This window comes from Sphaerisporangium sp. NPDC005289 (assembly GCF_040607455.1).
GTDB lineage: Bacteria > Actinomycetota > Actinomycetes > Streptosporangiales > Streptosporangiaceae > Sphaerisporangium > Sphaerisporangium rhizosphaerae.
The window spans coordinates 41,542-62,005 of the sequence record NZ_JBEXGS010000005.1; the positions used below are offsets into that span (position 1 = coordinate 41,542).

Annotated in this window: 17 protein-coding genes and 1 riboswitch; of the genes, 5 read left to right on the plus strand and 12 right to left on the minus strand. The window is 71.8% G+C overall.

The genetic code is table 11. The features are described from left to right. Positions 1-96: 96 nt before the first annotated feature. From ABZT47_RS10990 to ABZT47_RS11000, 3 genes are all read right to left on the minus strand, one after another. Entirely contained in the window at positions 97-1,371 is a 1,275-nt protein-coding gene (locus tag ABZT47_RS10990) for a C39 family peptidase (RefSeq protein WP_354838866.1), read from the minus strand. Positions 1,372-1,518: 147 nt separating this feature from the next. Continuing rightward, positions 1,519-2,679, minus strand: a complete 1,161-nt coding sequence (locus tag ABZT47_RS10995; RefSeq protein ID WP_354838869.1) for a PfkB family carbohydrate kinase — start codon at positions 2,677-2,679, stop codon at positions 1,519-1,521. A gap of 248 nt (positions 2,680-2,927) precedes the next feature. Next, positions 2,928-3,470 carry a PadR family transcriptional regulator gene (locus ABZT47_RS11000; protein ID WP_354838872.1) on the minus strand — a complete coding sequence of 181 codons (543 nt, stop codon included), beginning with the start codon at positions 3,468-3,470 and terminating at the stop codon, positions 2,928-2,930. A 63-nt stretch (positions 3,471-3,533) separates the two neighbouring features. Between ABZT47_RS11000 and ABZT47_RS11005 the strand changes: the two genes are divergently transcribed. After that, positions 3,534-4,343: an alpha/beta fold hydrolase gene (locus tag ABZT47_RS11005; protein ID WP_354838875.1), complete on the plus strand. Its 810-nt coding sequence runs from the start codon at positions 3,534-3,536 to the stop codon at positions 4,341-4,343. 190 nt (positions 4,344-4,533) lie between these two features. Then, positions 4,534-5,328: a BTAD domain-containing putative transcriptional regulator gene (locus tag ABZT47_RS11010; protein ID WP_354838878.1), complete on the plus strand. Its 795-nt coding sequence runs from the start codon at positions 4,534-4,536 to the stop codon at positions 5,326-5,328. On the opposite strand, the gene ABZT47_RS11015 is transcribed toward ABZT47_RS11010, so the two are convergent. Both ABZT47_RS11015 and ABZT47_RS11020 read right to left on the minus strand, forming a co-directional pair. Beyond that, positions 5,298-6,368: an ATP-dependent DNA ligase gene (locus tag ABZT47_RS11015; protein ID WP_354839706.1), complete on the minus strand. Its 1,071-nt coding sequence runs from the start codon at positions 6,366-6,368 to the stop codon at positions 5,298-5,300. The genes ABZT47_RS11010 and ABZT47_RS11015 overlap by 31 nt on opposite strands. 59 nt (positions 6,369-6,427) lie before the next feature. Continuing rightward, a complete protein-coding gene (locus tag ABZT47_RS11020) occupies positions 6,428-7,150 on the minus strand; it encodes a pyrimidine reductase family protein (RefSeq protein ID WP_354838881.1) in 723 nt (240 codons plus the stop codon). A 156-nt stretch (positions 7,151-7,306) separates the two neighbouring features. Here ABZT47_RS11020 and ABZT47_RS11025 point away from each other — a divergent pair, with 156 nt between their 5' ends. Beyond that, positions 7,307-7,714 (plus strand): hypothetical protein, encoded by a 408-nt coding sequence (locus ABZT47_RS11025; RefSeq protein WP_354838884.1) that lies wholly within the window; start codon positions 7,307-7,309, stop codon positions 7,712-7,714. A 34-nt stretch (positions 7,715-7,748) separates the two neighbouring features. On the opposite strand, the gene glgX is transcribed toward ABZT47_RS11025, so the two are convergent. The 7 genes from glgX to ABZT47_RS11060 form a co-directional block, all read right to left on the minus strand. Continuing rightward, positions 7,749-9,872: a glycogen debranching protein GlgX gene (gene glgX, locus ABZT47_RS11030; protein WP_354838887.1), complete on the minus strand. Its 2,124-nt coding sequence runs from the start codon at positions 9,870-9,872 to the stop codon at positions 7,749-7,751. Between the two features lie 377 nt (positions 9,873-10,249). Next, positions 10,250-10,678, minus strand: a complete 429-nt coding sequence (locus ABZT47_RS11035; RefSeq protein ID WP_354838890.1) for an OsmC family protein — start codon at positions 10,676-10,678, stop codon at positions 10,250-10,252. A gap of 43 nt (positions 10,679-10,721) precedes the next feature. Further along, a complete protein-coding gene (locus ABZT47_RS11040; protein ID WP_354838893.1) occupies positions 10,722-11,489 on the minus strand; it encodes an ABC transporter ATP-binding protein in 768 nt (255 codons plus the stop codon). After that, positions 11,486-12,373 carry an ABC transporter permease gene (locus ABZT47_RS11045; RefSeq protein ID WP_354838896.1) on the minus strand — a complete coding sequence of 296 codons (888 nt, stop codon included), beginning with the start codon at positions 12,371-12,373 and terminating at the stop codon, positions 11,486-11,488. Before ABZT47_RS11045 ends, ABZT47_RS11040 begins: the two co-directional genes overlap by 4 nt. Further along, positions 12,370-13,359 (minus strand): ABC transporter substrate-binding protein, encoded by a 990-nt coding sequence (locus ABZT47_RS11050; protein WP_354838899.1) that lies wholly within the window; start codon positions 13,357-13,359, stop codon positions 12,370-12,372. Before ABZT47_RS11050 ends, ABZT47_RS11045 begins: the two co-directional genes overlap by 4 nt. Positions 13,360-13,373: 14 nt before the next feature. After that, a complete protein-coding gene (locus ABZT47_RS11055) occupies positions 13,374-14,543 on the minus strand; it encodes an agmatinase family protein (protein WP_354838902.1) in 1,170 nt (389 codons plus the stop codon). 48 nt (positions 14,544-14,591) lie between these two features. Beyond that, positions 14,592-14,695, minus strand: a riboswitch (guanidine-I (ykkC/yxkD leader). A 125-nt stretch (positions 14,696-14,820) separates the two neighbouring features. Further along, on the minus strand, positions 14,821-15,858 hold the full coding sequence (locus tag ABZT47_RS11060; protein WP_354838905.1) for an acyl-CoA desaturase: 1,038 nt from the start codon (positions 15,856-15,858) through the stop codon (positions 14,821-14,823). 1,132 nt (positions 15,859-16,990) lie between these two features. Here ABZT47_RS11060 and ABZT47_RS11065 point away from each other — a divergent pair. Together ABZT47_RS11065 and ABZT47_RS11070 are read left to right on the plus strand one after the other, a co-directional pair. Then, positions 16,991-18,013, plus strand: a complete 1,023-nt coding sequence (locus tag ABZT47_RS11065; RefSeq protein ID WP_354838908.1) for a LacI family DNA-binding transcriptional regulator — start codon at positions 16,991-16,993, stop codon at positions 18,011-18,013. A 183-nt stretch (positions 18,014-18,196) separates the two neighbouring features. Next, positions 18,197-20,377, plus strand: coding sequence for an alpha/beta hydrolase-fold protein (locus ABZT47_RS11070; RefSeq protein ID WP_354838911.1), 2,181 nt, complete (start codon positions 18,197-18,199; stop codon positions 20,375-20,377). Positions 20,378-20,464: the final 87 nt, after the last annotated feature.

The following is a 20,464-nucleotide window of genomic DNA, read 5'->3' on the forward strand; positions in this document are numbered from 1 at the left end:
CGCCCCGCCCGCACGCGGCCGGCCGCCGTCCGGAAGGGACGGCGGCCGGAGCATGAGGCCCGAGCTGTGAGGTCGGAGCTGTGAGGCCCGGGCGGGTCACCAGTTGGCGGGCAGGCCCGGGGTGGTGGGGGGCAGCGGCCGGTTCGGCGGGTGGATGACGTAGACCACGCCGCGGCTGCTGGAGCCGCGCAGCCAGACGTTCTCGAAGTTCGCCCTCGGATAGACGTGGCGCACCGCGTCGTCGTTCGGCGAGGCCGGGTCGTTGGCGATCACGTCACCGGTCGCGGTGAAGCCGATGATCACCATGAGGTGGCCGTTGGTGCTGTACCCGGCGCCGGGCAGCTCCTCCTTCTTGAACGACTGGGAGGTCACGACGGGGATGCCCGCGGCGATCAGGCGCTCCATCTCGGTGAGCGAGCGCAGCCGGGTGACGAATCCTTCCATGCCGTACCGGCCGGCGTAGGCGGTGTTGAACGGCCAGTTGCCGGCGCCCTCGTAGTCGTGGTCGTAGGTGTACCGGGCGGCGTAGTCGACCTCGGGGTCGGGGTCGGCGGGGTCAACCCAGGCGGTGTCCTGCGCGCTCGGCCACTTGCCCCAGTAGCCGAGGACCATGGTGGTGGAGGTCGGGCTGCACCAGGCCTCCCCGCCGCCGTCCCACTCGGGGTAGTGGCCGGCGTGGACGTTCTGCGAGCGGCGCGGCACGTTCAGCTCGACGCCCCAGGCGGCGCCGCCGGGGCTGACCGGCACGGTGGCGCGGTCGGGCGCGGCCGAGGCCATCGCGCCGAGCGCCCGCACCTTCGGCACCACGTGGGAGCCCGGCGTGCGGTACAGCGTGAGGCGAAGCTGGTAGCTCGTGATCGGCCGGTCGTCGGCGGCGACGAAGGTGTCCACGGAGACGTAGCCGTTGTCGTCGCCCTGGCTCGGCACCGAGGTGCGCAGGATGTCGCCCTCGGCGTAGGACCAGCGCCCGAGCACGTACCACTTGGTCTGGCCGGTGGAGTTGCGGCCGCGCATCTCGACCTGCAGCCAGCTCCCGGCGGGGACATCGGCGTTCCACGAGGCGACGGCCTCGGTGGCGGCGAAGCCGATCTGCCGCTCCGTGCCGGTCCACCGGGCGTACTCCCACGTCTTGGTGCCCAGGGCGTCGGTGTAGGCGGTGGTCCCCACGGGGCGGGCGAAGGACAGCGTCCTGCCGGGGGCGACGCCCTCGGCCCTGCCCTGGTGGAAGGAGGATCGCTGGTAGGTCACGTCCACCGCGGCGGGGGCGGGCCCGCTCCCGGCCATGGCGGGGCTCGCGGAACCCGCGGTGAAAAGGACGGCGGACAGGGATGTGCTAAGGAGGGTGGAGAGGAACCTGGTCAGCACGCGCATGGGCTCACCTTGCCTGTCGGTCGGTTGGCCGCCGACGGTAGATCCTTTGACCGCCGCTCGCATCGGATGGTTTACGTATGAGTAGACAAAGGTGACGTCCTGGCCACATCGCCGGCGCCGGCGTGCCGCATCAGGGCCGCCGGGGTCTCACTCGCTCTCGACCGGAGGGGTCCTCACGGCCGCGCCGGCGGCCACGTCGGCGTGCCGCGACATCGTGGCGGCGGCGCGGCGAACGGCGCCCACCGGGACGGCGGGCACGAGCTTGTCCAGGAAGGCGTACCGGCGGGCCAGCGAGTCGATGTAGGCGCCGCTGTGGCCACTGGCGGCGGCGGCCCGCACGTCGTGCCACCAGTCGGCGATGTCCCCCCAGCCGGGGGCGGCGAGCGAGCCGCCGAACTGCTGCACGGCGAGGGCCGAGCAGACCCCGGCGAAGGACAGGCGGTCGGCCAGCGGCCAGTCCGACAGCGTGCCGAGCACCAGGCCTGCCCCGAAGACGTCGCCCGCGCCCGTCGGGTCGAGCGCGGTGACCCGCAGCGCCGGAGCGTAGGCCTCCTCGCCGGTGGTGGAGTCGATGGCCATCGCGCCGTTGGCCCCGTCGGTCACCACCGCGAGCGGCACCCGGTCGGCGATGGCGTACAGCGCCTCGCGCGGGGTCTCGGTGCCTGTGTACGCCATGGCCTCGACGGCGTTGGGCATGAAGGCGTGGCAGACCGACAACTGGTCGAGCACCGAGGCCGACCAGGTCTCCGAGGGGTCCCAGCCGACGTCGGCGAAGATCAGCGCGCCGTCCTTGCGCGCGAGGTCGGCCCAGGTGCACGCCTCGTCGTCGCCGAGCGGCTCCTCCAGCGACAGCGGCGCGATGACGGCCCGCGAACGGGGCGGGCGGCCGATCATCTGCGTCGGCGACATGGGCGCGGGATGGCCGTGGGTGACCATGCTGCGGTCGCGGTTGACGGCCATCGAGACGGTCACGGGGGAGTGCCACCGCTGGAACCGGCGCGAGCGCGACAGGTCGACCGACTCCTGCTCCGACAGGATGCGCCAGTTGAAGTCGGCGTAGTCGTCGTCGCCGAACGCGGCGGCCATCGAGGTGCGCAGCCCGAGCCGGCTGGAGGCGATGGCGAGGTTGGCGATGCCGCCCGGGCACGACCCCATGCCCTCGGCCCACACCTCGGTGCCGGCGGCCGGCATGGCCTGCAGGCCGGTGAAGACGATGTCGAGGAAGACGGTGCCCGCCGTGAACACGTCGAACTCGGGCCCCTCCGGGCCGCGTTGGTCGGCTAGCGGATCGTATGCCTGGACTGACACGGTGGTGCTCCCCCTCGACGTGCGAAGATGTGCGCACTCTCGCATGTTTCGCCCACCCAGATCAAGGGTGATCAAGCCGGTGCCCGCCCGTGCGGCCCGCCGTTCCCGCAGGTCGCGGCCCTCAAGCACCCGGTGAGGATGCCCGCCGCCCCGGCGGGTCAGGCGGCGGCCCGGCCCGCCCTGGCGGCGCCGCGCGGCGTCGGGCGGACCGGCAGGGCCGCTCGGTTCTCGGGCGGCGCCGCGCGGCGTCAGGCGGACGGGTCCAGCCGCCCGATCATCCAGCGGCACCATTCGGCGCGGTGGCGTTCGTAGCTCAGGCCGCACCACAGGGCCGCGTAGTTGCCGAAGGCCGGATCGCCGGGGTCGGGAACGCCCGCGAAGCCCGCCCGCTGCCCTTCGTACTGGGCGATGCGCTCCTCGTGCAGCAGGAGCTGGGCGCGGAACAGCTCGGCCAGCTCGGCGGGGTCGGCGAGCCAGGACGCGTAGGTCTTCAGCACCAGCTCATCACGCTCGGTGCGGGCACGCGGCGGCTCGGTGACCCAGTCGCGCAGCGCCGCCCGGCCCTCGGGGGTCAGGTGGTAGACCTTCTTGCCCTGCGGCCCGGGCCCGTGCTCGGCCTCGAACCGCACCAGGCCGTCGGCCAGCAGCTTCTGCAGGTCGGTGTGGATCTGGCTGTGGCGGGCCGTCCAGGAGTAGCCCACCGGGCGGTTCATGACGGCGGTGAGCTCGTAGCCGGTCCTCGCGTCCTTGGCGAGCGCGGCCAGGATCGCGAAACCAAGTGTTGATGGCATCGCACCCCGAGTGTAGTGTGCGGCACTATGTCAGTTCAGACATAGAGCGAGATGGTGGTGGTCATGCGAGCGATCGTCGGGCTGGCGGCACTGGTCATGGCGCTGAGCGCGTGCGGGGGCGAGACGGGCGCGACGGGTACGACGGCCGCGGGCGGGCGGGGCGCGAGCGCCGGTCCATCGGCGTCCGGGACGCCCGCCGCCACGCCGTCGGCGGCGCCCGCTCCCACGCTCTCCCCGTCCCCGAAGCGCCCGCTCCCCAAGGGGCCGAACCTGTCGGGGTGCTACACCAGGGACGACGGGAAGATCTTCACCTACGGCGAGGAGAAGCTGCCCGGCGTCGTCATGGGCAAGGGCGCCACCGGAGTGGTGATCTCCTACGAGCGCGGCGGCAACGCCTGCACCTGGCGGCCCCTCGCCGACCGGCTGGTCTCGGCCGGCTACCGCGTGCTGCTCTACGCCCGCGATCTGGAGGCCATTCCCGAGGACAACATCGTGGACATGGCCAGGCGGCTGGACAAGGAGCGCGGTGTCGGGCGCATCGTTCTGGCCGGCGGCTCGATGGGCGGCACGCTGTCGGTGAGCGCGGCGCTGAAGCTCGGGGACCGTGTCGCGGCCGTGGTCGCCCTGGCGGGCCCGCCGCTTCCCGAGGAGGCGGCCCGCCTGAGGGTCCCGCTGCTGCAGATCGCCGGCGTCTACGACGGCGACCGCGCCCAGCGCATGCGCGAGTCCGACGACGCGGCCGTCCTGGCGCCCGACCGGCAGGTCGTCGTCGTCCCGGACGAGTCGGCGCACGCCTCATCGCTCTTCGAGACCCCGCACGGGCCCCAGGTGCTCGACACGATCATGGCGTTCGTGAACCGGCACGGGACCTGACCCGGCCGGACGGCCGCCGGCCAGGGGCGCCCGCCGGGACGCAGGGTGACCGGTGGCGGGTGGAAATAGCGCGCCGGAGCGTCCGGAGAACGGGACAAATGCGTACATGCCGGGTACATAGCCGGGAGGGACGGCGACGGGAGGGCTGCTTACCAGACGACTCGCTTTCCACGTGGGAGGCAGCAGAACTATGGGGAGCGGCGAGCGGCCCGCGCTGCGGGTCGATCTTCTGGGAGGCTTCCGCCTCCTGGCCGGAGGGGAACAGGTGACGGTCTCGGGTGGCACCGAGCGCCTGGTGTCGTTCACCGCCCTCTGCGGTCAGGCGGTGCCCCGCACGCTGCTGGCGGGCACGCTGTGGCCCGACCGGCCGGAACGGCGGGCGCAGGCCAGCCTGCGCTCCGCGCTGGCGCGCCTGGAGGCCGCGGGCCGGCTGGTCCTGGACATCGGCTCCACCGAGGTGCGGCTGAGCCCGGCCGCCGGCGTCGACATCGGCGAGGCGCGCGCCCTGGCCCGGCGCGTCCTGGACCCGGGCGGGCGGCCGGCCGGCGCGGACCTCAGCGCCGCCGCCGTGGAGGCCCTGTCGGTGGACCTGCTGCCCGGCTGGTACGACGACTGGGTGGTCCGCGAGGCCGAGGAGTGGCACCAACTGCGCCTGCACGCCCTGGAGGCCCTCGCCGACGACTTCGTCGAGGCCGGCAGGTTCGCCGACGCCGTCGCCGCCGCGGGGACGGCCGTGCGCGCCGAGCCCCTGCGCGAGAGCGCCCACGCGGCGCTGATCCGCGCCCACCTGGCCGAGGGCAACCAGGCGGAGGCCCTGCGCGTCTTCGAGCGCTACGAGCGCCTGCTGTCCTGCGAGCTCGGCCTGCGTCCGACCCCGCTGGTCGCCGACCTGGTCGCCGGCCTGCGCGCGTCGCCCAGCGGTGAGCGGCGCGGTCATCCGCTCCGGCCGGCCGATCAGCGGGCCAGGATGTCGTCCAGGTTGTAGCCGACCGGGGTCTCGAGCTGGGCATAGGTGCACGACTCGGGGGTGCGGTCGGTGCGCCAGCGCCGGAACTGGGCGGTGTGCCGGAACCGGTTGCCCTCCATGTGGTCGTAGGCGACCTCGACCACCAGCCGGGGATCCAGCGGGACGAACGCGAGGTTCTTGCCCGCGCTCCACCGGGAGATCGCCCCGGGCATGCGCTGGGCGGTGTTCTCGTCCTGCGACGTCCACGAACTCCACGGATGCCCGCCCAGGTCCTCCAGCAGATAGGGCTTGAGCTCCTCGATCAGCTCGGCGCGGCGCTTCATCGGGAACGACGCCGACACCCCCACGTGGTGCAGCACACCGGCCTCGTCGTACAGGCCGAGCAGCAGAGACCCGACGACCGGGCCCGACTTGTGCTCGCGGTAGCCGGCGACGACGCAGTCGGCCGTGCGCTCGTGCTTGACCTTGAACATCGTGCGCCGGTCGGGCTCGTAGGGCTGGTCGGTGCGCTTGACCACGATGCCGTCCAGTCCGGCGCCCTCGAACATCTCGAACCACTCGCCCGCGCGCTGGTCGCTGGCGGTGACGGGGGTGAGCCGGACGCGGTCGCCCGCGCCGGCCAGGGCCTCGGCGAGCCGGGCGCGGCGCTCCCCGAACGGGGTGTCCATCAGGCTGTCGCCGCCGATCGCGAGCAGGTCGAAGGCGACGAACGAGGCGGGCGTGCGCTCGGCGAGCAGCTTGACCCGCGAGGCGGCCGGGTGGATGCGCTGCTGCAGCGCGTCGAAGTCGAGGATCTGGCCCTGCCGCAGGACGATCTCGCCGTCGACGACGCAGCGCTCGGGCAGCTCGCGCCGCACCGCCTCGATGAGCTCGGGGAAGTAGCGGTTGAACGGCCGCTCGTTGCGGCTGCCCAGGTAGACGGTGTCGCCGTCGCGGAACACGATGCAGCGGAAGCCGTCCCACTTCGGCTCGTACAGCAGGGTGCCGTCCTGCGCGGGCAGGGCCTTGACGGCTTTGGCGAGCATCGGCGCCACCGGCGGCGGCACCGGCAGGTCCATCTCGGGCGGCGGCTCCGGCGGGGCGGGACGGCCGGGACGGCTCGGCTGTTCGGGGAGGGTCATTTCGGCTCCCGGGTGTACCTGCAGAACAGGAAGTCTTCTTCCGTGAGGACGTGCGCGAGGCGCAGGGGCACGTGGGAGGCGGGCCCGTTGAGGATGCGCGCGGAGTCGCCGCCGGTCAGAACCGGGCTGACGGTCAGGCACAGCTCGTCCACCAGTCCGGCCGCCGCGAGCTGCCCGTTGATCCTCGGCCCGCCCTCGCACAGGATGCGGCCGAGGCCGCGCTCGCGCAGCGAGGCCACGGCGAGGGACATGTCGACCCGCTCGTCGCCGGCCACGATCACCTCGGCGTGCCGTGCGGCCTCGTCGCGGCGGTCCTTGGGCGCGCGCTCGGTGGTGATCACGATCGTCCTGGCGTACGGCTCGGCCTCGGTGAAGAGCGGACTGGCCAGGTCGAGGTCCAGGCGCCGGGTGATCACGGCGATGGGCGGGGAGAGCGGCCGTCCGACCCGCAGTTCGCGCCAGGACGGGCGCGGGCGGGCCGGCCCGTAGGCCTCGGTGCGCACGGTGGCGGCGCCGGCGAGCACCACGTCGGCCAGGCCGCGCAGCACGCCGAACAGGCGCCGGTCGCCCTTGCCTGACAGGCCCTCCGACACGCCTTTGAGCCAGGCGCCGCCGTCGGCGCCGGCCACCATGTTCAGGCGCAGGCAGCCGGACCGGGGGTAGGCGTAGGCGTGGGCGAGATCGACGTCGTCCGCGGGGCTGGGAAGGATGCGTCGCACGCTTCCTACCTTGGCACAAGGGGAACGCCGGGTCGCGGAGGGGGCGGCAAGGTCGCCGAAGCAATAGCTCGCCATATATAGCCATTTGTGAGACATGGGATGCGTAGCGTTACGCCGCCGGGCTCAGATGTACGGGAGGGAAACACGCGGCGACGAATGGAGGGCCTGGTGCGGCTGGCGGCGGTGGCGATGTGGGTGGTGGCGGCGGGCCTGGGGGTCTATCTCCTGTGCCTGTGGCTGACCGGGGGAGGGCTGCGCCAGCAGAAGACCAAGGTGACCCGGTTCCCGGCCACTTTGGTCTTCCTGCACCCCGCCTTGGGAGTCTGCTCGCTGGCCTCGTGGCTGGGCTTCCTGGTCAGCGGGCGTCATGGCTACCTGTGGCTGTCGCTGAGCCTGCTGTGCGCGGCCCTGCTGCTCGGCTTCACCATGTTCACCCGCTGGATCGGCGGCGGGCGGCACGCCAAGGGCGCCGAACAGCGTTTCCCCGTCATCGCCGTGCTCCTGCACGGCCTCGCGGCGCTGGCGACCTTCGTGCTGGTGCTGCTCACCGCCGCGATGCTCTAGGCGCGCCCCGGACGGGCGGCGCCGCCCCCGGCGGTCAGGAACCGGCGGTGGCGCGCAGGATCTGCATGGACCGGCTGGTGACGGCGACCAGGGCGCCGGGCAGGTGCAGGGCGTGGGAGGGGGTGCGCAGGTCGACGCGCTCTTCGGCGGTGTCCAGGACGGGCCGCCAGCCGGGGCCGAACTCGCCGCCGGGCAGGGCGAAGGTGATGTTCTCGTGGTGGGCGTTGACCAGCAGCAGGAAGGAGTCGTCGCTGATGCGCTCGCCCCGCGGCCCCGGCTCGCTGATCGCCTCGCCGTTGAGGAACACCGCCATCGCCTTGCCGAAGCCGCTGTGCCAGTCGCCCGAGGTCATCTCCTTGCCCGACGGCGTCAGCCACACGATGTCGCGGACGTCGCCCTCGGGCACCCGGCCGAGGAAGAACCGCCGACGCCGGAACACCGGATGCCGCTTGCGGAACGTGGCGAGGGCGCGGACGAAGTCGAGGAGCTCGGGCTCTGAGCGCAGCAGCGACCAGTCGACCCAGGACACCTCGTTGTCCTGGCAGTAGGCGTTGTTGTTGCCGAGCTGCGTGCGGCCGATCTCGTCGCCGTGCAGCAGCATGGGCACGCCCTGCGACACGAACAGCGTGGTCAGCAGGTTGCGGCGCTGGCGGCGGCGCAGCCGGACGATCGCGGGGTCCTCGACCGGCCCCTCGGCCCCGCAGTTCCAGGAGCGGTTGTCGTCGGTGCCGTCGCGGTTGTTCTCGGCGTTGGCCTCGTTGTGCTTGTGGTCGTAGGAGACCAGGTCGGTCAGGGAGAAGCCATCGTGGCAGGTGACGAAGTTGATGGAGGCGACCGGGCGGCGTCCGCTGTTCGCGTACAGGTCGGAGGAGCCGGCCAGGCGCGAGGCGAACTCGGGCAGCCCCGACGGGCTGCCCCGCCAGAAGTCGCGCACGCTGTCGCGGTACTTGCCGTTCCACTCGGTCCACAGGGGTGGGAAGTTGCCCACCTGATAGCCGCCCGGACCGACGTCCCACGGCTCGGCGATGAGCTTGACCTGGGAGATCACCGGGTCCTGCTGGATCAGGTCGAAGAAGGCCGACAGGCGGTCCACGTCGTGCAGCTCGCGGGCCAGCGCGGCGGCCAGGTCGAAGCGGAAGCCGTCGACGTGCATCTCCATGACCCAGTAGCGCAGCGAGTCCATGATGAGCTGCAGCGCGTGGGGCGAGCGGACGTTCAGCGAGTTGCCGCAGCCGGTGTAGTCGAGCAGCAGGCGCCGGTCGGAGTCCAGCAGCCGGTAGTAGGAGGCGTTGTCGATGCCGCGGTAGGCCAGCGTGGGGCCCATGTGGTCGCCCTCGGCGGTGTGGTTGTAGACCACGTCGAGGATGACCTCGATGCCGGCCTCGTGCAGGGCCTTGACCATCCCCTTGAACTCCAGCACCTGCTCGCCGCGCTGGCCCGCGCTCGCGTAGGCGTTGTGCGGGGCCAGGAAGGCGATGGTGTTGTAGCCCCAGTAGTTGGTCAGGCCGCGCGCCACCATCGCGTGCTCGGGGACGAACTGGTGCACCGGCATCAGCTCGACGGCCGTCACGCCGAGGCTCACCAGGTGGTCGATCACCGAGGGGTGTGCCAGGCCGGCGTAGGTGCCGCGCTGTTCGCGGGGCACGTCGGGGTGGCGCATGGTGAGCCCGCGCACGTGCGCCTCGTAGATCACCGTCTCGTGGTACGGGGTGCGCGGCGGGCGGTCGTCGCCCCAGTCGAAGAACGGGTTGACCACCACGTTCTTCGGCATGTACGGCCCGCTGTCGTCGGTGTTGCGCCGGGACGGGTCGGTGAACTGGTAGGCGTACAGCGACTGGTCCCAGCGGACCTCGCCCTCGATCGCCTTGGCGTAGGGGTCGAGCAGCAGCTTGCTCGGCTCGCAGCGGTGCCCGGCGGCCGGGTCGTAGGGCCCGTGCACGCGGTAGCCGTACCGCTGGCCGGGCATGATTCCGGGCAGGTAGCCGTGCCAGACGAAGCCGTCGACCTCGGGCAGGTCGACGCGGCTCTCCTGACCGGCGTCGTCGAAAAGGCAGAGCTCGACCCGCTCGGCGACTTCGGAGAAGAGCGAGAAGCTCGTACCCACGCCATCCCAGGTGGCGCCCAGAGGGTACGGCTCACCAGGCCAGACCTCACGCATGTAGCCTCATTGTGGTCGTGGAACGTTTCGCGGTGCAGCTTGATCGCGCGGCTCGTTGCTCTGTCGTGATCCGGGCTCCCGTGATCTCCTCTCGTCCGGGGGCTCCGCCGCCGCAGACCTGGATGCTTGCGTTCCGGCTCTACCGTCGATTTTAGGGCCGCGCGTCTGATTTACCAGATCTTTCCGGCCACATGGGGGCGCTCACGGCCGGCGGTGGTGAGGGTGCCGCCGGAAGCTCCATCAACATACTGCAAATCGGTCAAATGTGGACATGTCCGCTGTAAAGGTTTGCTTTGCGTTGAAAACGGATGTCGGACATGCCGGAACATGGCGAGGCCCCCGCGCGGCGTCGCGCGCGGGGGCCGTGAGCCGTCCGGTCAGGAGACCAGCTCGGCGTTGAGCGTGATGGTGGTGCCGGCCAGCGCCTTGCTCACCGGGCAGTTGGCCTTGGCGGTCTCGGCGGCGGTCTGGAAGTCCTCCGCGGAGATGCCCGGCACCTGCCCGCGAACCGACAGCACGATGCCGGTGATGCCCTCGCCAGGCTGGAAGGTCACATCGGCCCTGGTCTCCAGCTCCTGCGGCGGGGTGCCCGCCCCGGCGAGCGCGTGCGACAGCGCCATGGAGAAGCAGGAGGAGTGCGCGGCCGCGATCAGCTCCTCGGGGCTGGTCTTGCCGTTCGCGTCCTGCGAGCGCGAGGCCCAGGTGACGTCGAAGGTGCCCACGCCGGAGGTGTCGAGCGAAACCGAGCCCGAGCCGTCGAGCAGCGCGCCCTTCCACTGCGTCGTCGCGGTACGTGTGGTCGCCATGGCGATCTTCCCTTTCAACGCTGAGATGGTTACATGCCCGAACCTACACGCGCGCCTGGTGCGCCCGGTGCTCGGCTCGGACCAGATCCTCCACCTCGGCGCGCAGCGCGAGGAACGCGGGCGACCGCTTGACGGTGAGCGGCCGTTCGGCGGGCAGGCCGACGGTGAGGTCGCGGGCGATCCGGCCAGGGTCGCAGGACAGCACCAGCACGCGCCGGCCGAGGAAGACCGCCTCCTCGACATCGTGGGTGACCATGATCACGGTGGTCGGCTCCTCCTGCCACATCTGGCGGACGAACAGCTGCATGTCCTCCTTGGTCTGCACGTCCAGCGCCCCGAACGGCTCGTCCAGCAGCAGCACGCGCGGAGAGCACGCGAGCGCCCGGGCGATCGCCACGCGCTGCTGCTGCCCGCCCGACAGCCTCCCGGGCAGCGCGCCGGCGAGGTGGGACAGCCCGACCTCCGCCAGCAGCCGGCCCACCCGCTCCTCGCGCAGTGCGCGCGGCAGCCCCAGCGACTCCAGCCCGAACGCGACGTTGCGCGCGACGCTGCGCCATGGATACAGCGACGCCGTCTGGAACACCAGGCCGCGCTCGGGGCCCGGCCCGGTGACCTCCTCGCCGTCCAGCAGCACCCGTCCGGACGTCGGGCGGGTCAGCCCGGCGATCAGCGAGAGCAGCGTCGACTTGCCCGAACCGCTGGCCCCCACCACGCAGACGAACTCCCCGGGCGCGACGGTGAGGTCGAGATCGGCCAGCACCGGCCGCCCGGGCGCGAACTCCTTGCCGACCGACTCAAGGCGCAGCGTCACGCGGCCCACCTCCCGACCCGTGCGCGCAACAGCCGGAGCAGGACGTCGATGGCCAGGCCGATCAGGCCGATCACCACGAGGATCGCGAAGATCCGGTCGGTCTGCAGGAACCGCTGCGCGCGGATGACGCGGTACCCGAGCCCGGAGGTGGCCGCGATCAGCTCGGCCACGACCACGAAGTTCCACGCCGCCGCCGCGTTGACCCGCATCGCGTCGATGACGCCGGGCAGCGCGTAGGGGAACACCACGCGGAAGGCGACCCTGAGACGGCGCGCGCCGAGCGTCGCGGAGACCTCCAGCAGTCGCCTGGGCACCTGCCGGACGACGTCGGCCGTCATCAGCGTGTTGAAGAAGACCACCCCCAGCACCAGCAGCGCGACCTTGGACGCCTCGCCGATGCCCAGCCAGATGATCAGCAGGGGGATGAAGGCCGAGGCGGGCAGGTAGCGCAGCAGGCCGATCAACGGCTCGGCCAGCGCCTGCGCCCACGGCAGCGCGCCCATCGCGAAGCCGAGCGGCACCGAGATGAGCACCGCGAGCGCGAAACCGAGGCCGACGCGGCCGAGACTCGCGGCTAGGTCGGACCACAGCTCGCCGCGGACCGCCATCTCGCGGCCGGCCGCGAGGACGGCGGCGGGCGAGGGCAGGAAGGTGGGGTCGGTCAGGCCGCTCACGCTGACCGCCTGCCAGGCGGCGAGCGGGAGCAGCACGGAAAGGGCGCGCAGCACCCAGGCCGTCCGGGGCGAGACGGCGCTGGACAGCAGCCGCACCCGCCGTCCGCGCCCGCCCGGCACGGCGCCCGGCGCGAGGGACGGCTCGAGCGGGCCGGCGGCACCGGCGGGCCGCGACATCGGGGCCCCGGCGGGGGCGGAGGCCCGGGTCACGGCTGCACCGCCTGGACGAACCGGGGCTCCAGCAGCCCGTCCAGCGGGGGAGCGGCGTCGACCAGCTTGCTGGAGACCAGGAACTCGGAGATCTCCTTGGCCCGGGCGGGCAGCTCGTCGGCGAACGCCGCCCGGTTCTGCTCCAGCGTGAAGATCGTCGTGCCCTTGTCGTAGGTCTCGTAGTCGGCGGCGCTCACGCCGGCGCGCCCGGCCATGATCTGCACGGCCTCGGCCCGGTTCGCGCCGATCCAGGCGATGGTGTCGAACCAGGTCTTCACCAGCGCCTGCACGGCCTTGTCGTTCTTGGCCAGCAGGTCCCTGGTGACCACCAGGTGGTCGGGGATGGCGCCGGGGAAGTCCGCGGAGCTGGTGATCGCGCTGCTGCCGGGCCGCTTGAGCGCGGTGGTGGTGAAGGGGGCGAAGACGCCGACGGCGTCCACCCGGCCGGCGACGAACGCGGCGGCGGCCGCGTCGGTCGGCAGCGGCTGGAACTTCACCTGCGCCTCGGTCAGGCCGGCCTTGCGCAGGGCGAGCAGCAGCAGATAGTGGTCCACGGTGCCCTGCTCGGCCGCCACGGTCGCGCCCTTGAGGTCGGCCAGGGATTTCACGCCCTGCTTGGCGATGATCTGGTCGTTGCCGGTGGAGTTGTCGTTGACCAGCACGACGGTCTCCTTGGCGCCGCCCGCGACCGAGGCCAGGGTGTCGTTCAGCGTCTGGCTGTTGGCGTCGATGTTGCCGGTCGCCAGGGCATTGAGACTGTCGGTGTAGCTGTCGAAGTACTTCAGCTCCACCGTGACGCCGTTCTTGGCGAACAGCCCCTTCTCTTCGGCGACCTGCCAGGGGAACCAGCCGGGCCAGGCACTGAACCCGAGCCTGACCGCCGGGGCGCCCCCGGGGTCGGCCGGCCGCGCGGAGTCCGGCGCCGCGGCGCACGCGGTACCCAGCACCAGGACGACGGCGGCGGGCAGGATGAGGCGTCGGAGCATCGAAGGCTCCCCTCTCAGGCTTGCGAAGCGTTGACGTGCGCGCCCGCGGGCCCGGAGCCGTCCGCCCGGGCGGCGGCGCGCCGGGGGAGGTGGCCGGCGCGGACCAGGCACCCGAGGGTGTCGCAGATGACCCGGGTCGCGATGAGGGCGGTGATCTCGGCGTTGTCGTAGGGCGGCGCGCACTCGACGACCTCGATGCCCGCGAGCGGCCGGGCGTCCGCGATGAGCTGGATGAACTTCAGCACCTCGCGCGGCAGGAAGCCGCCCGGCTCCGGCCAGCCGGTGCCGGGGACGAACGCCGCGTCCAGGCAGTCGACGTCGAACGACAGCCACACCGCCTCGGCGCCGTCCCAGGCGACCTCCAGGGCGCGCTCGGCGGCGGCCTCGATGCCCATCTCGACGCAGTCGGTGACGGTCATGATGGTGGTGCCGCGCTCCCTGCCCACCTTCACGCCCGGCCGGGGCGCCTGCCATCCGCCGATGCCGATCTGCACGAGGTTCTTGGCCGGCACGTTCGGGATGTCGGTCGCGTGGAACCAGGGCGTGGTGTGCATCCGCTCGTCCAGGTCGGTCTCCTGGGTGTCGACGTGCCGGTCGAAGTGGATGATGCCGACGTTGCCGGAGACGTGCTCGGCGACGCCGCGCACGGTCGGGTAGCCGATGGAGTGGTCGCCTCCGAGCACCACAGGGAACGCCCCGCTGGCGTAGACGTGCGACACCGCCTTGCTGATCTGGTCGAAGGTCTTCTCGATGTTCGCCGGGATGGTGAAGACGTCCCCGAGGTCGGCGATGGTGATCGACTCGCGCAGGTCCACGCCCAGCTCGAAGCTGTACGGCCCGTACAGCGCGGAGATCTTGCGGATGCCCTGCGGGCCGAACCGCGTGCCCGAGCGGTAGGTCGTGCCGCCGTCGAACGGGGCGCCCAGCACGGCCACGTCGTACTCGCCGCAGCGCCGCACGTCCTCCACGTAGGGGGCCTTGAGGAAGGTGTTGATCCCGGCGAAGTGCGGCAGCTCGCCTCGGGAGAAGGTGGGGATGGTGCGGTCGACGATCGACTCGGCGCCCGGCAGGCCGTACTCCAGCCCGCGCTCGATCTCGCGCCGGTGCATCGTCAGGGGAAGCTCGGCCTCGCGTTCGACGGCGCGGCGGGCTTCGGGTCCGTAGTTGTCGTGAAGGTGACCCACGGCACTCCCTTTCGGAAACGCCTCACACAGGAGGCAGCCGATATGACTGTCTCCCGGGTTTTTGTCCCGCCGTGGAACGGCCGCAGGCCGCCTGCACCTCTCGGACCAGCCCCTCGCCGGCCGGCGAGGGCGGAACCCTAGGTGCGCCTCACCGGGGGCGGTGAGTCCCCTTCATGACAGCCGCGGCCTGTTTCCTCCGGGTTTCCCGTCCGTAGCGGATCGGTGACGTACTACGCACAGCCCTGCGGCACGGGGCGCGGGCGACCCGTCTCGGCGGTCAGTCGGACGTGCTCCCCGCGCGGAGCGGCGCGCCCACGGTGTGCATGTGGCGCAGGGCCTGGGCGTAGGAGGCGATCAGGCCCGTCTCGTGGAACGGGATGCCGAGCTCCGCGCAGTAGGCCCGCACCAGGGGCTTGGCCCGGCGCAGGTTGGGCGTCGGCATGCTCGGGAACAGATGGTGCTCGATCTGGTGGTTCAGGCCGCCGAGGGCGATGTCCAGCATCAGGCCGCCGCGCACGTCGCGGGAGGTCAGCACCTGACGCCGCAGGAAGTCCAGGCGGTCCTCGGCGGTCAGCATGGGCATGCCCTTGTGGTTGGGCGCGAACGTGCACCCGAGGTACACCCCGAAGATCGCCTGGTGGACGGCGACGAACAGCAGCCCCTTGCCCAGGGGGAGCACGGCGAACACCGCCACGAGATAGGCCACGACGTGGGTGGTCAGCAGCGCGGCCTCCACCCCGCGGTGCTTGAGCCGGGGACGCCGCAGCGCCCGGAAGCTCGCCAGGTGCAGGTTGAAGCCCTCCAGCGTCAGCAGCGGGAAGAACAGGTACGCCTGCCACCGCCCGATGACCCGGGCCGCGCCCCGGCTCGACGCGGCCTGCCGCGAGGACCAGATCAGCACGTCGGGGGAGACGTCCGGGTCGTGGTCCTCGTGGTTGGGGTTGGCGTGGTGCCGGGTGTGCTTGTCCATCCACCAGCCGTAGCTCATGCCGATGGCCAGGTTGCCCGCCAGCCATCCGGCGCCCTGGCTCAGCCGCCTGGACCGGAAGACCTGCCGGTGGGCCAGGTCGTGGGCGATGAGCGCCACCTGCGCGAAGGCGACCGCGAGGCCCGCCGCCACCAGCAGCTGGGCCCAGGAGTCGCCGAGGGCGAAGAAGGCGGCCCACCCGCCCGCGAACAGGCCGGTGACCAGGCCGAGGCGCAGAGCGTAGTAGCCGGGACGCCTGGCCAGCAGTCCGGCCTCGGCCACCCGTCGGGAGAGCCGGGCGAAGTCGCTGCCGCGCGTGGCGGCGTCGACGGTGGAGGTTTCGGTCACGGCTCTCCTGACGTGGTGGCGGATCGGCCGCCCGTCCCCGCGCCGTGCGGACACCGCACGCGGCGCCGGACGGATCGGGCAGGCCCGATCAACACTGTCCGGGGCACCATGTCCTTCGACATCCTGGTACCAGGCGGGTACACGGTAGTGCTGGCCCCACCATGGCCCCACGATTGCCCCACCACGGCCCCACCACGGCCCCACCACGGCCCCACCATGGCCCCGCCACGGCCGCATCACGGGCACGCGGGCCTGCCATGGCGGCGTACCCGGCGGCCGGAGATGGACGGCGGCATTCCCTCGCGCGAAGGCGATCCAGCGGATACACCGCGAGGCGCGCGGCGGTTTTCCGGATTCGCCGCGTGTCAGGGCCCGGTTCACGGCGCGTTCGTGGCGGAGTTGACGGCCCGGCCTGGCGGGGAAGCGGGCCGAGGGCGCGCGAGGCGGCTCACGCGCACTGCCGGCCGGCAGTGCGCCCGACGGCGCGGGCGCCGCTGTGACCTGGTGCGCGAGGCGACCCGTCATGACGCGCGGGCATGTCCGGGGTTTCCCGGAAAACGGCGGCGGAATGGCGGCCGACCCGGCCCTATAAGAGAACTCTCGGGTGACATTCCGGCCAATGCGATGACGGGCTCATCGCGGGGGCCACGGGTCGAAATGCTCGCACGGGAAAGTGCGTCGCCGGCAGGATTCCGCCGGTGGAGAACGGCGCCGGACGGGGGCCCGATACGGCGGTGGAATCCGCGGTCCCCCGCGTCCGAGGCCTCCTGCCCCCGGACCCTCATGCGCGCCCCCGCCTCGGGCGCCGCGGCGAACTCCGGCCGTCCGGCGCTGCCACGGGGCACCTCCCGGCGACGGCCACCCTGGTCGGTTCTCCGCGGGGCGCGCCCGCACTCTCATGAGCACGCTCACATCACCGGTGACGCCCGCCGTCCTCCGCCGTGTCCGCATACCCCCGCCGTGGCTTCCGAGTTCGCCCTGGCAGGGGCGGTTTCCCGGTCGGTCCGCACCACGCGGCCATGCCCTTTAGTGCGTGTCCGCAAGGCCGAAAAGGGTCTTGTGTGCGCAAACATTGTCAGTTACGTTAAGCGCCGGAAACGTGATCGAAAACGTTTGCAATGGAGAGGGCCGCATGGCCGATGTCGGTGCGCCGGTGACGATGAGCGATGTCGCGCGAGTGGCGGGCGTCTCCACCGCGACGGTATCGCGGGTCGTCAACGGGCGTTACGGCGTCAGCGCCAGCACCATCGCGCAGGTGCGTTCGGCCATCGAGCAGCTCGGCTACGAGTCGAGCCTGGTGGCGACGAGCCTGCGGCGCAGTCGCACCAACGTTCTGGGCCTGGTGGCCCACAGTTTCCAGTCCTACACGGCCGAGGTGCTCAAGGGCGTGATGCAGGCACTGAGCCGGTCGGGCTTCGACCTGATCATCTACGCCAACAGTGACCTCTATGGGACGTACGCGGAGGGCTGGGAGCAGCGGCATCTGACCCGCCTGTCGGGCACGCTCACGGACGGATGCATCGTGGTCACGCCCTGGGACGAGGTCCGCAGCGGCACTCCGGTCGTGGTCATCGACCCGGTACGGGGCTCTACGGTTCCCTCGGTGACGGCGGACAACCTCGCGGGCGCGACTTCGGTGGTCGAGCATCTCCTCGGCCTCGGGCATCGGCGCATCGGATTCATCGCGGGCCGTTCCAGCCTGGAGTCCGCGTGGTCGCGTGAGGAGGGATACCGCAAGGCGCTGGCCGCGGCCGGTGTCCCGTTCGACCCGGCCCTGATCGGCAGAGGGGATTTCAACCCCGAGTCCGCGACCCCGCTGGCACACGCGCTGCTGGCCGGCGCGGACCGTCCGACGGCGATCTTCGCGGCGAGCGACGGGATGGCGTTGAAGGTTCTGGAGGTCGCGAAGGGGCGTGGGCTCAGCGTCCCCGGCGACCTGTCGGTGGTCGGATTCGACAACATCCCGGAGTCGGCGCTGGCCGAGCCGGGGCTGACCACGGTGGACCAGTCGATGTACCGGCTCGGATATGAGGCCGCGCACCTGCTGAAGTCACTGGTCACCGGCGAGTGGGAGGGCCACCGCCGCATCGAGATTCCGACCCGCCTGGTGGTGCGCGGCTCCACCGCGCCACCGAAGAGCACGCCCGGCTTATGACCGGCACACCACGCAGACCATATCGAGACGCACCGAAGGGTCAGGAGGGCATGGCCTGCCCGTGACGGAGGTGACACAGGGAGACCACGGCGCACCCACTGAAGAGCTGATCGGCTGGCGGGTCGCATCCGCCGCCGACCATTTAAGGAAGGGTGAAACCAAGTGAAAGATTACCATGGGAGCGTGCGCCACGAGGGCGTACGCCGTTTCTGGGCGATGGTCGCCGCCGGAGTGCTGGCGATCACGACGATGCTGCTCGCACCGCGACCGGCCGCGGCGGCGGACACGCCGTGGCTGAGCGTCTCGGAGGACCGCTACGCGTCGTTCAGCGTCCCGGCGGCCTACATCCAGGCGAACCTGGGCCAGGTGTCGCAGGTCATGATCGTGGGGAACTTCGGCCCCTCCGCGGCCTTGACGGAGTACGGACTGACCCGCCGGGGAGACGTCTGGTCGGGGGTTCTCGGCCCGCTCAAGCCGGGGCTGTACTACTACCAGGTCACCGCCGATGACACCAAGAGCATCAAGGACCCGACCAACAGCGCCGGCGTGGCGTCCAAGCCGCTCCTGAGCACCTTCCTCGTGCCGGGCGACTCGGCGCGGCTGCTCGCGGACGCGCCCGACGGGCAGGGCGGCAAGATCGAGACCCTGACCTACCGCACCAAGGACCAGGAGCGGTCGGCCCTGGTGTGGACGCCGCCGGGGTACGCGGCAGCCAAGGGCGGCAAGCCGTACCCGGTGCTGTACCTGCGGTCCGGCGCGGACGGCGGCGCCACCGACTGGCTCGACCTCGGCCGCGCCAAGCAGATCCTCGACAACCTGTCGGCCGGTCACGCCATGGAGCCGATGGTGGTCGTGATCTCCGACGGCGCGGACGGCGACAAGGAGCTGAACGACCTCGGCAAGGCGGTCGGGGACGCCTACCGCGTCCACCGCGACCGGGAGCACCAGGCCATCGCCGGTGTGTCCGAGGGCGGGTCGCAGGCGCTGCGCGCGGCCCTGACCGGCCCCGGCCGGTTCGCCTACGCCGGCTCGTTCTCCAGTCCGCTGACGCAGCTCCCCGCCGGAGTGCCGGGACCGGGTCCCGGACCGGGTCCCAAGCCCGGCCCCGACCACGGCGCCAAGCTGGTGCGTCTGTACACCGGCAACGTGACCGACCCCGCCTACAACGCGACCGTCGCCCTGACCAGGGCGCTGGACCGTGCCCGGGTCAAGTACGAGTTCGACGGCGTGAACCCCGACGCGGGAGGCAACTGGAACGCCTGGCAGGAGAACCTGATCGACTTCCTGCCGCGGCTGTTCCGCAAGGTGGGCGACCACGGTCCGAGCGCCGGTCACGGGCCGCTGAAGGGCGAGTTCACCCCGCCGGCGCCCGGCACCACCCCGACGCCGTTCGTGACCAAGGACGGCTTCGTCACCTTCGAGACCACGACCGACTACAAGGACGCCAAGCACGTCACGGTGTGGGCGAACATCGCTCCCGGTGGAAGCTGGCTGCGCGTGCCGATGTCGCGTGAGGGCGACCGGTGGCGGGCGACCGTGGGACCGCTGGAGCCGTGGTTCTACTACTACCGGTGGATCGTGGACACGGTGGGGGTCAAGGACGCGTCGAACCCGACGAAGATCACCTCCGAGCCGGCCTGGAGCTCCTTCTTCATCCCCGGTGAGAGGTCGCGCCTGCTGTCCGACGTTCCCGCCGGCCAGGGCGGGAAGGTCGAGAGCCTGACCTACCAGAGCACCGTGGCGAACGCCGAGCGCACCGCGCTGGTGTGGACGCCGCCGGGGTACGACCCGAACCGCGCGGAGCCCTATCCCGTCCTCTACCTCCAGCACGGCAGCGGCCAGAACTACACCGACTGGACCGAGATGGGGCGCGCCAAGCAGATCCTCGACCACGAGTTCCTGGACGGGGACATCGTGCCCATGGTGGTCGTGATGGGCAACGGCAACTCCTCCAACTTCAATAAGGAACTGCTGGAGAACATCGTCCCGGCGGCCCGCGCCGCCTACCACATCTCCGGTGACCCCTCCCAGCAGGCCCTCGCCGGCCTGTCGATGGGCGGCGGCCAGGCGATCGGCGTGCTCAAGGCCTACCCGGGCCGGTTCGCCTACGTCGCGGCGTTCTCGGCCGGGTTCGGCAGTGGCACCGGCGTCGACGTGGCGGCGATCAACAACGGGACCAAGCTGTTCCGCGTGTACGTCGGCGACGTGACCGACTTCGTGTACCCGTCCTTCATGGCCGGACTGACCACGATGAACACCCTCGGCGTCCACTACGAGTTCGACGGGGTCACCCCTGGACCGCACGGCTGGGACGTGTGGCAGAAGAACCTCATCGACCTCGCGCCGCGCCTTTTCAAGCGCTAGGCGATCCCGTCCGAGGCGGCGCCGCCGGGGCATCGGGGGCCCCGGTGGTGGTCGCCGGGCACGGGAGCGTGCCGAGCGCTCACCGGA

Excerpts from the sequence above, each read along its gene's own strand:
- ABZT47_RS11065 (WP_354838908.1), top strand. The coding sequence starts at position 16,991 with ATGGCCGATGTCGGTGCGCCGGTGACGATGAGCGATGTCGCGCGAGTG.
- ABZT47_RS11050 (WP_354838899.1), bottom strand. The coding sequence starts at position 13,359 with ATGCTCCGACGCCTCATCCTGCCCGCCGCCGTCGTCCTGGTGCTGGGT.
- glgX (WP_354838887.1), bottom strand. The coding sequence starts at position 9,872 with ATGCGTGAGGTCTGGCCTGGTGAGCCGTACCCTCTGGGCGCCACCTGG.
- ABZT47_RS11025 (WP_354838884.1), top strand. The coding sequence starts at position 7,307 with ATGGAGGGCCTGGTGCGGCTGGCGGCGGTGGCGATGTGGGTGGTGGCG.
- ABZT47_RS11015 (WP_354839706.1), bottom strand. The coding sequence starts at position 6,368 with ATGGACCTGCCGGTGCCGCCGCCGGTGGCGCCGATGCTCGCCAAAGCC.
- ABZT47_RS11010 (WP_354838878.1), top strand. The coding sequence starts at position 4,534 with ATGGGGAGCGGCGAGCGGCCCGCGCTGCGGGTCGATCTTCTGGGAGGC.
- ABZT47_RS11000 (WP_354838872.1), bottom strand. The coding sequence starts at position 3,470 with ATGCCATCAACACTTGGTTTCGCGATCCTGGCCGCGCTCGCCAAGGAC.
- ABZT47_RS11005 (WP_354838875.1), top strand. The coding sequence starts at position 3,534 with ATGCGAGCGATCGTCGGGCTGGCGGCACTGGTCATGGCGCTGAGCGCG.
- ABZT47_RS11035 (WP_354838890.1), bottom strand. The coding sequence starts at position 10,678 with ATGGCGACCACACGTACCGCGACGACGCAGTGGAAGGGCGCGCTGCTC.
- ABZT47_RS10990 (WP_354838866.1), bottom strand. The coding sequence starts at position 1,371 with ATGCGCGTGCTGACCAGGTTCCTCTCCACCCTCCTTAGCACATCCCTG.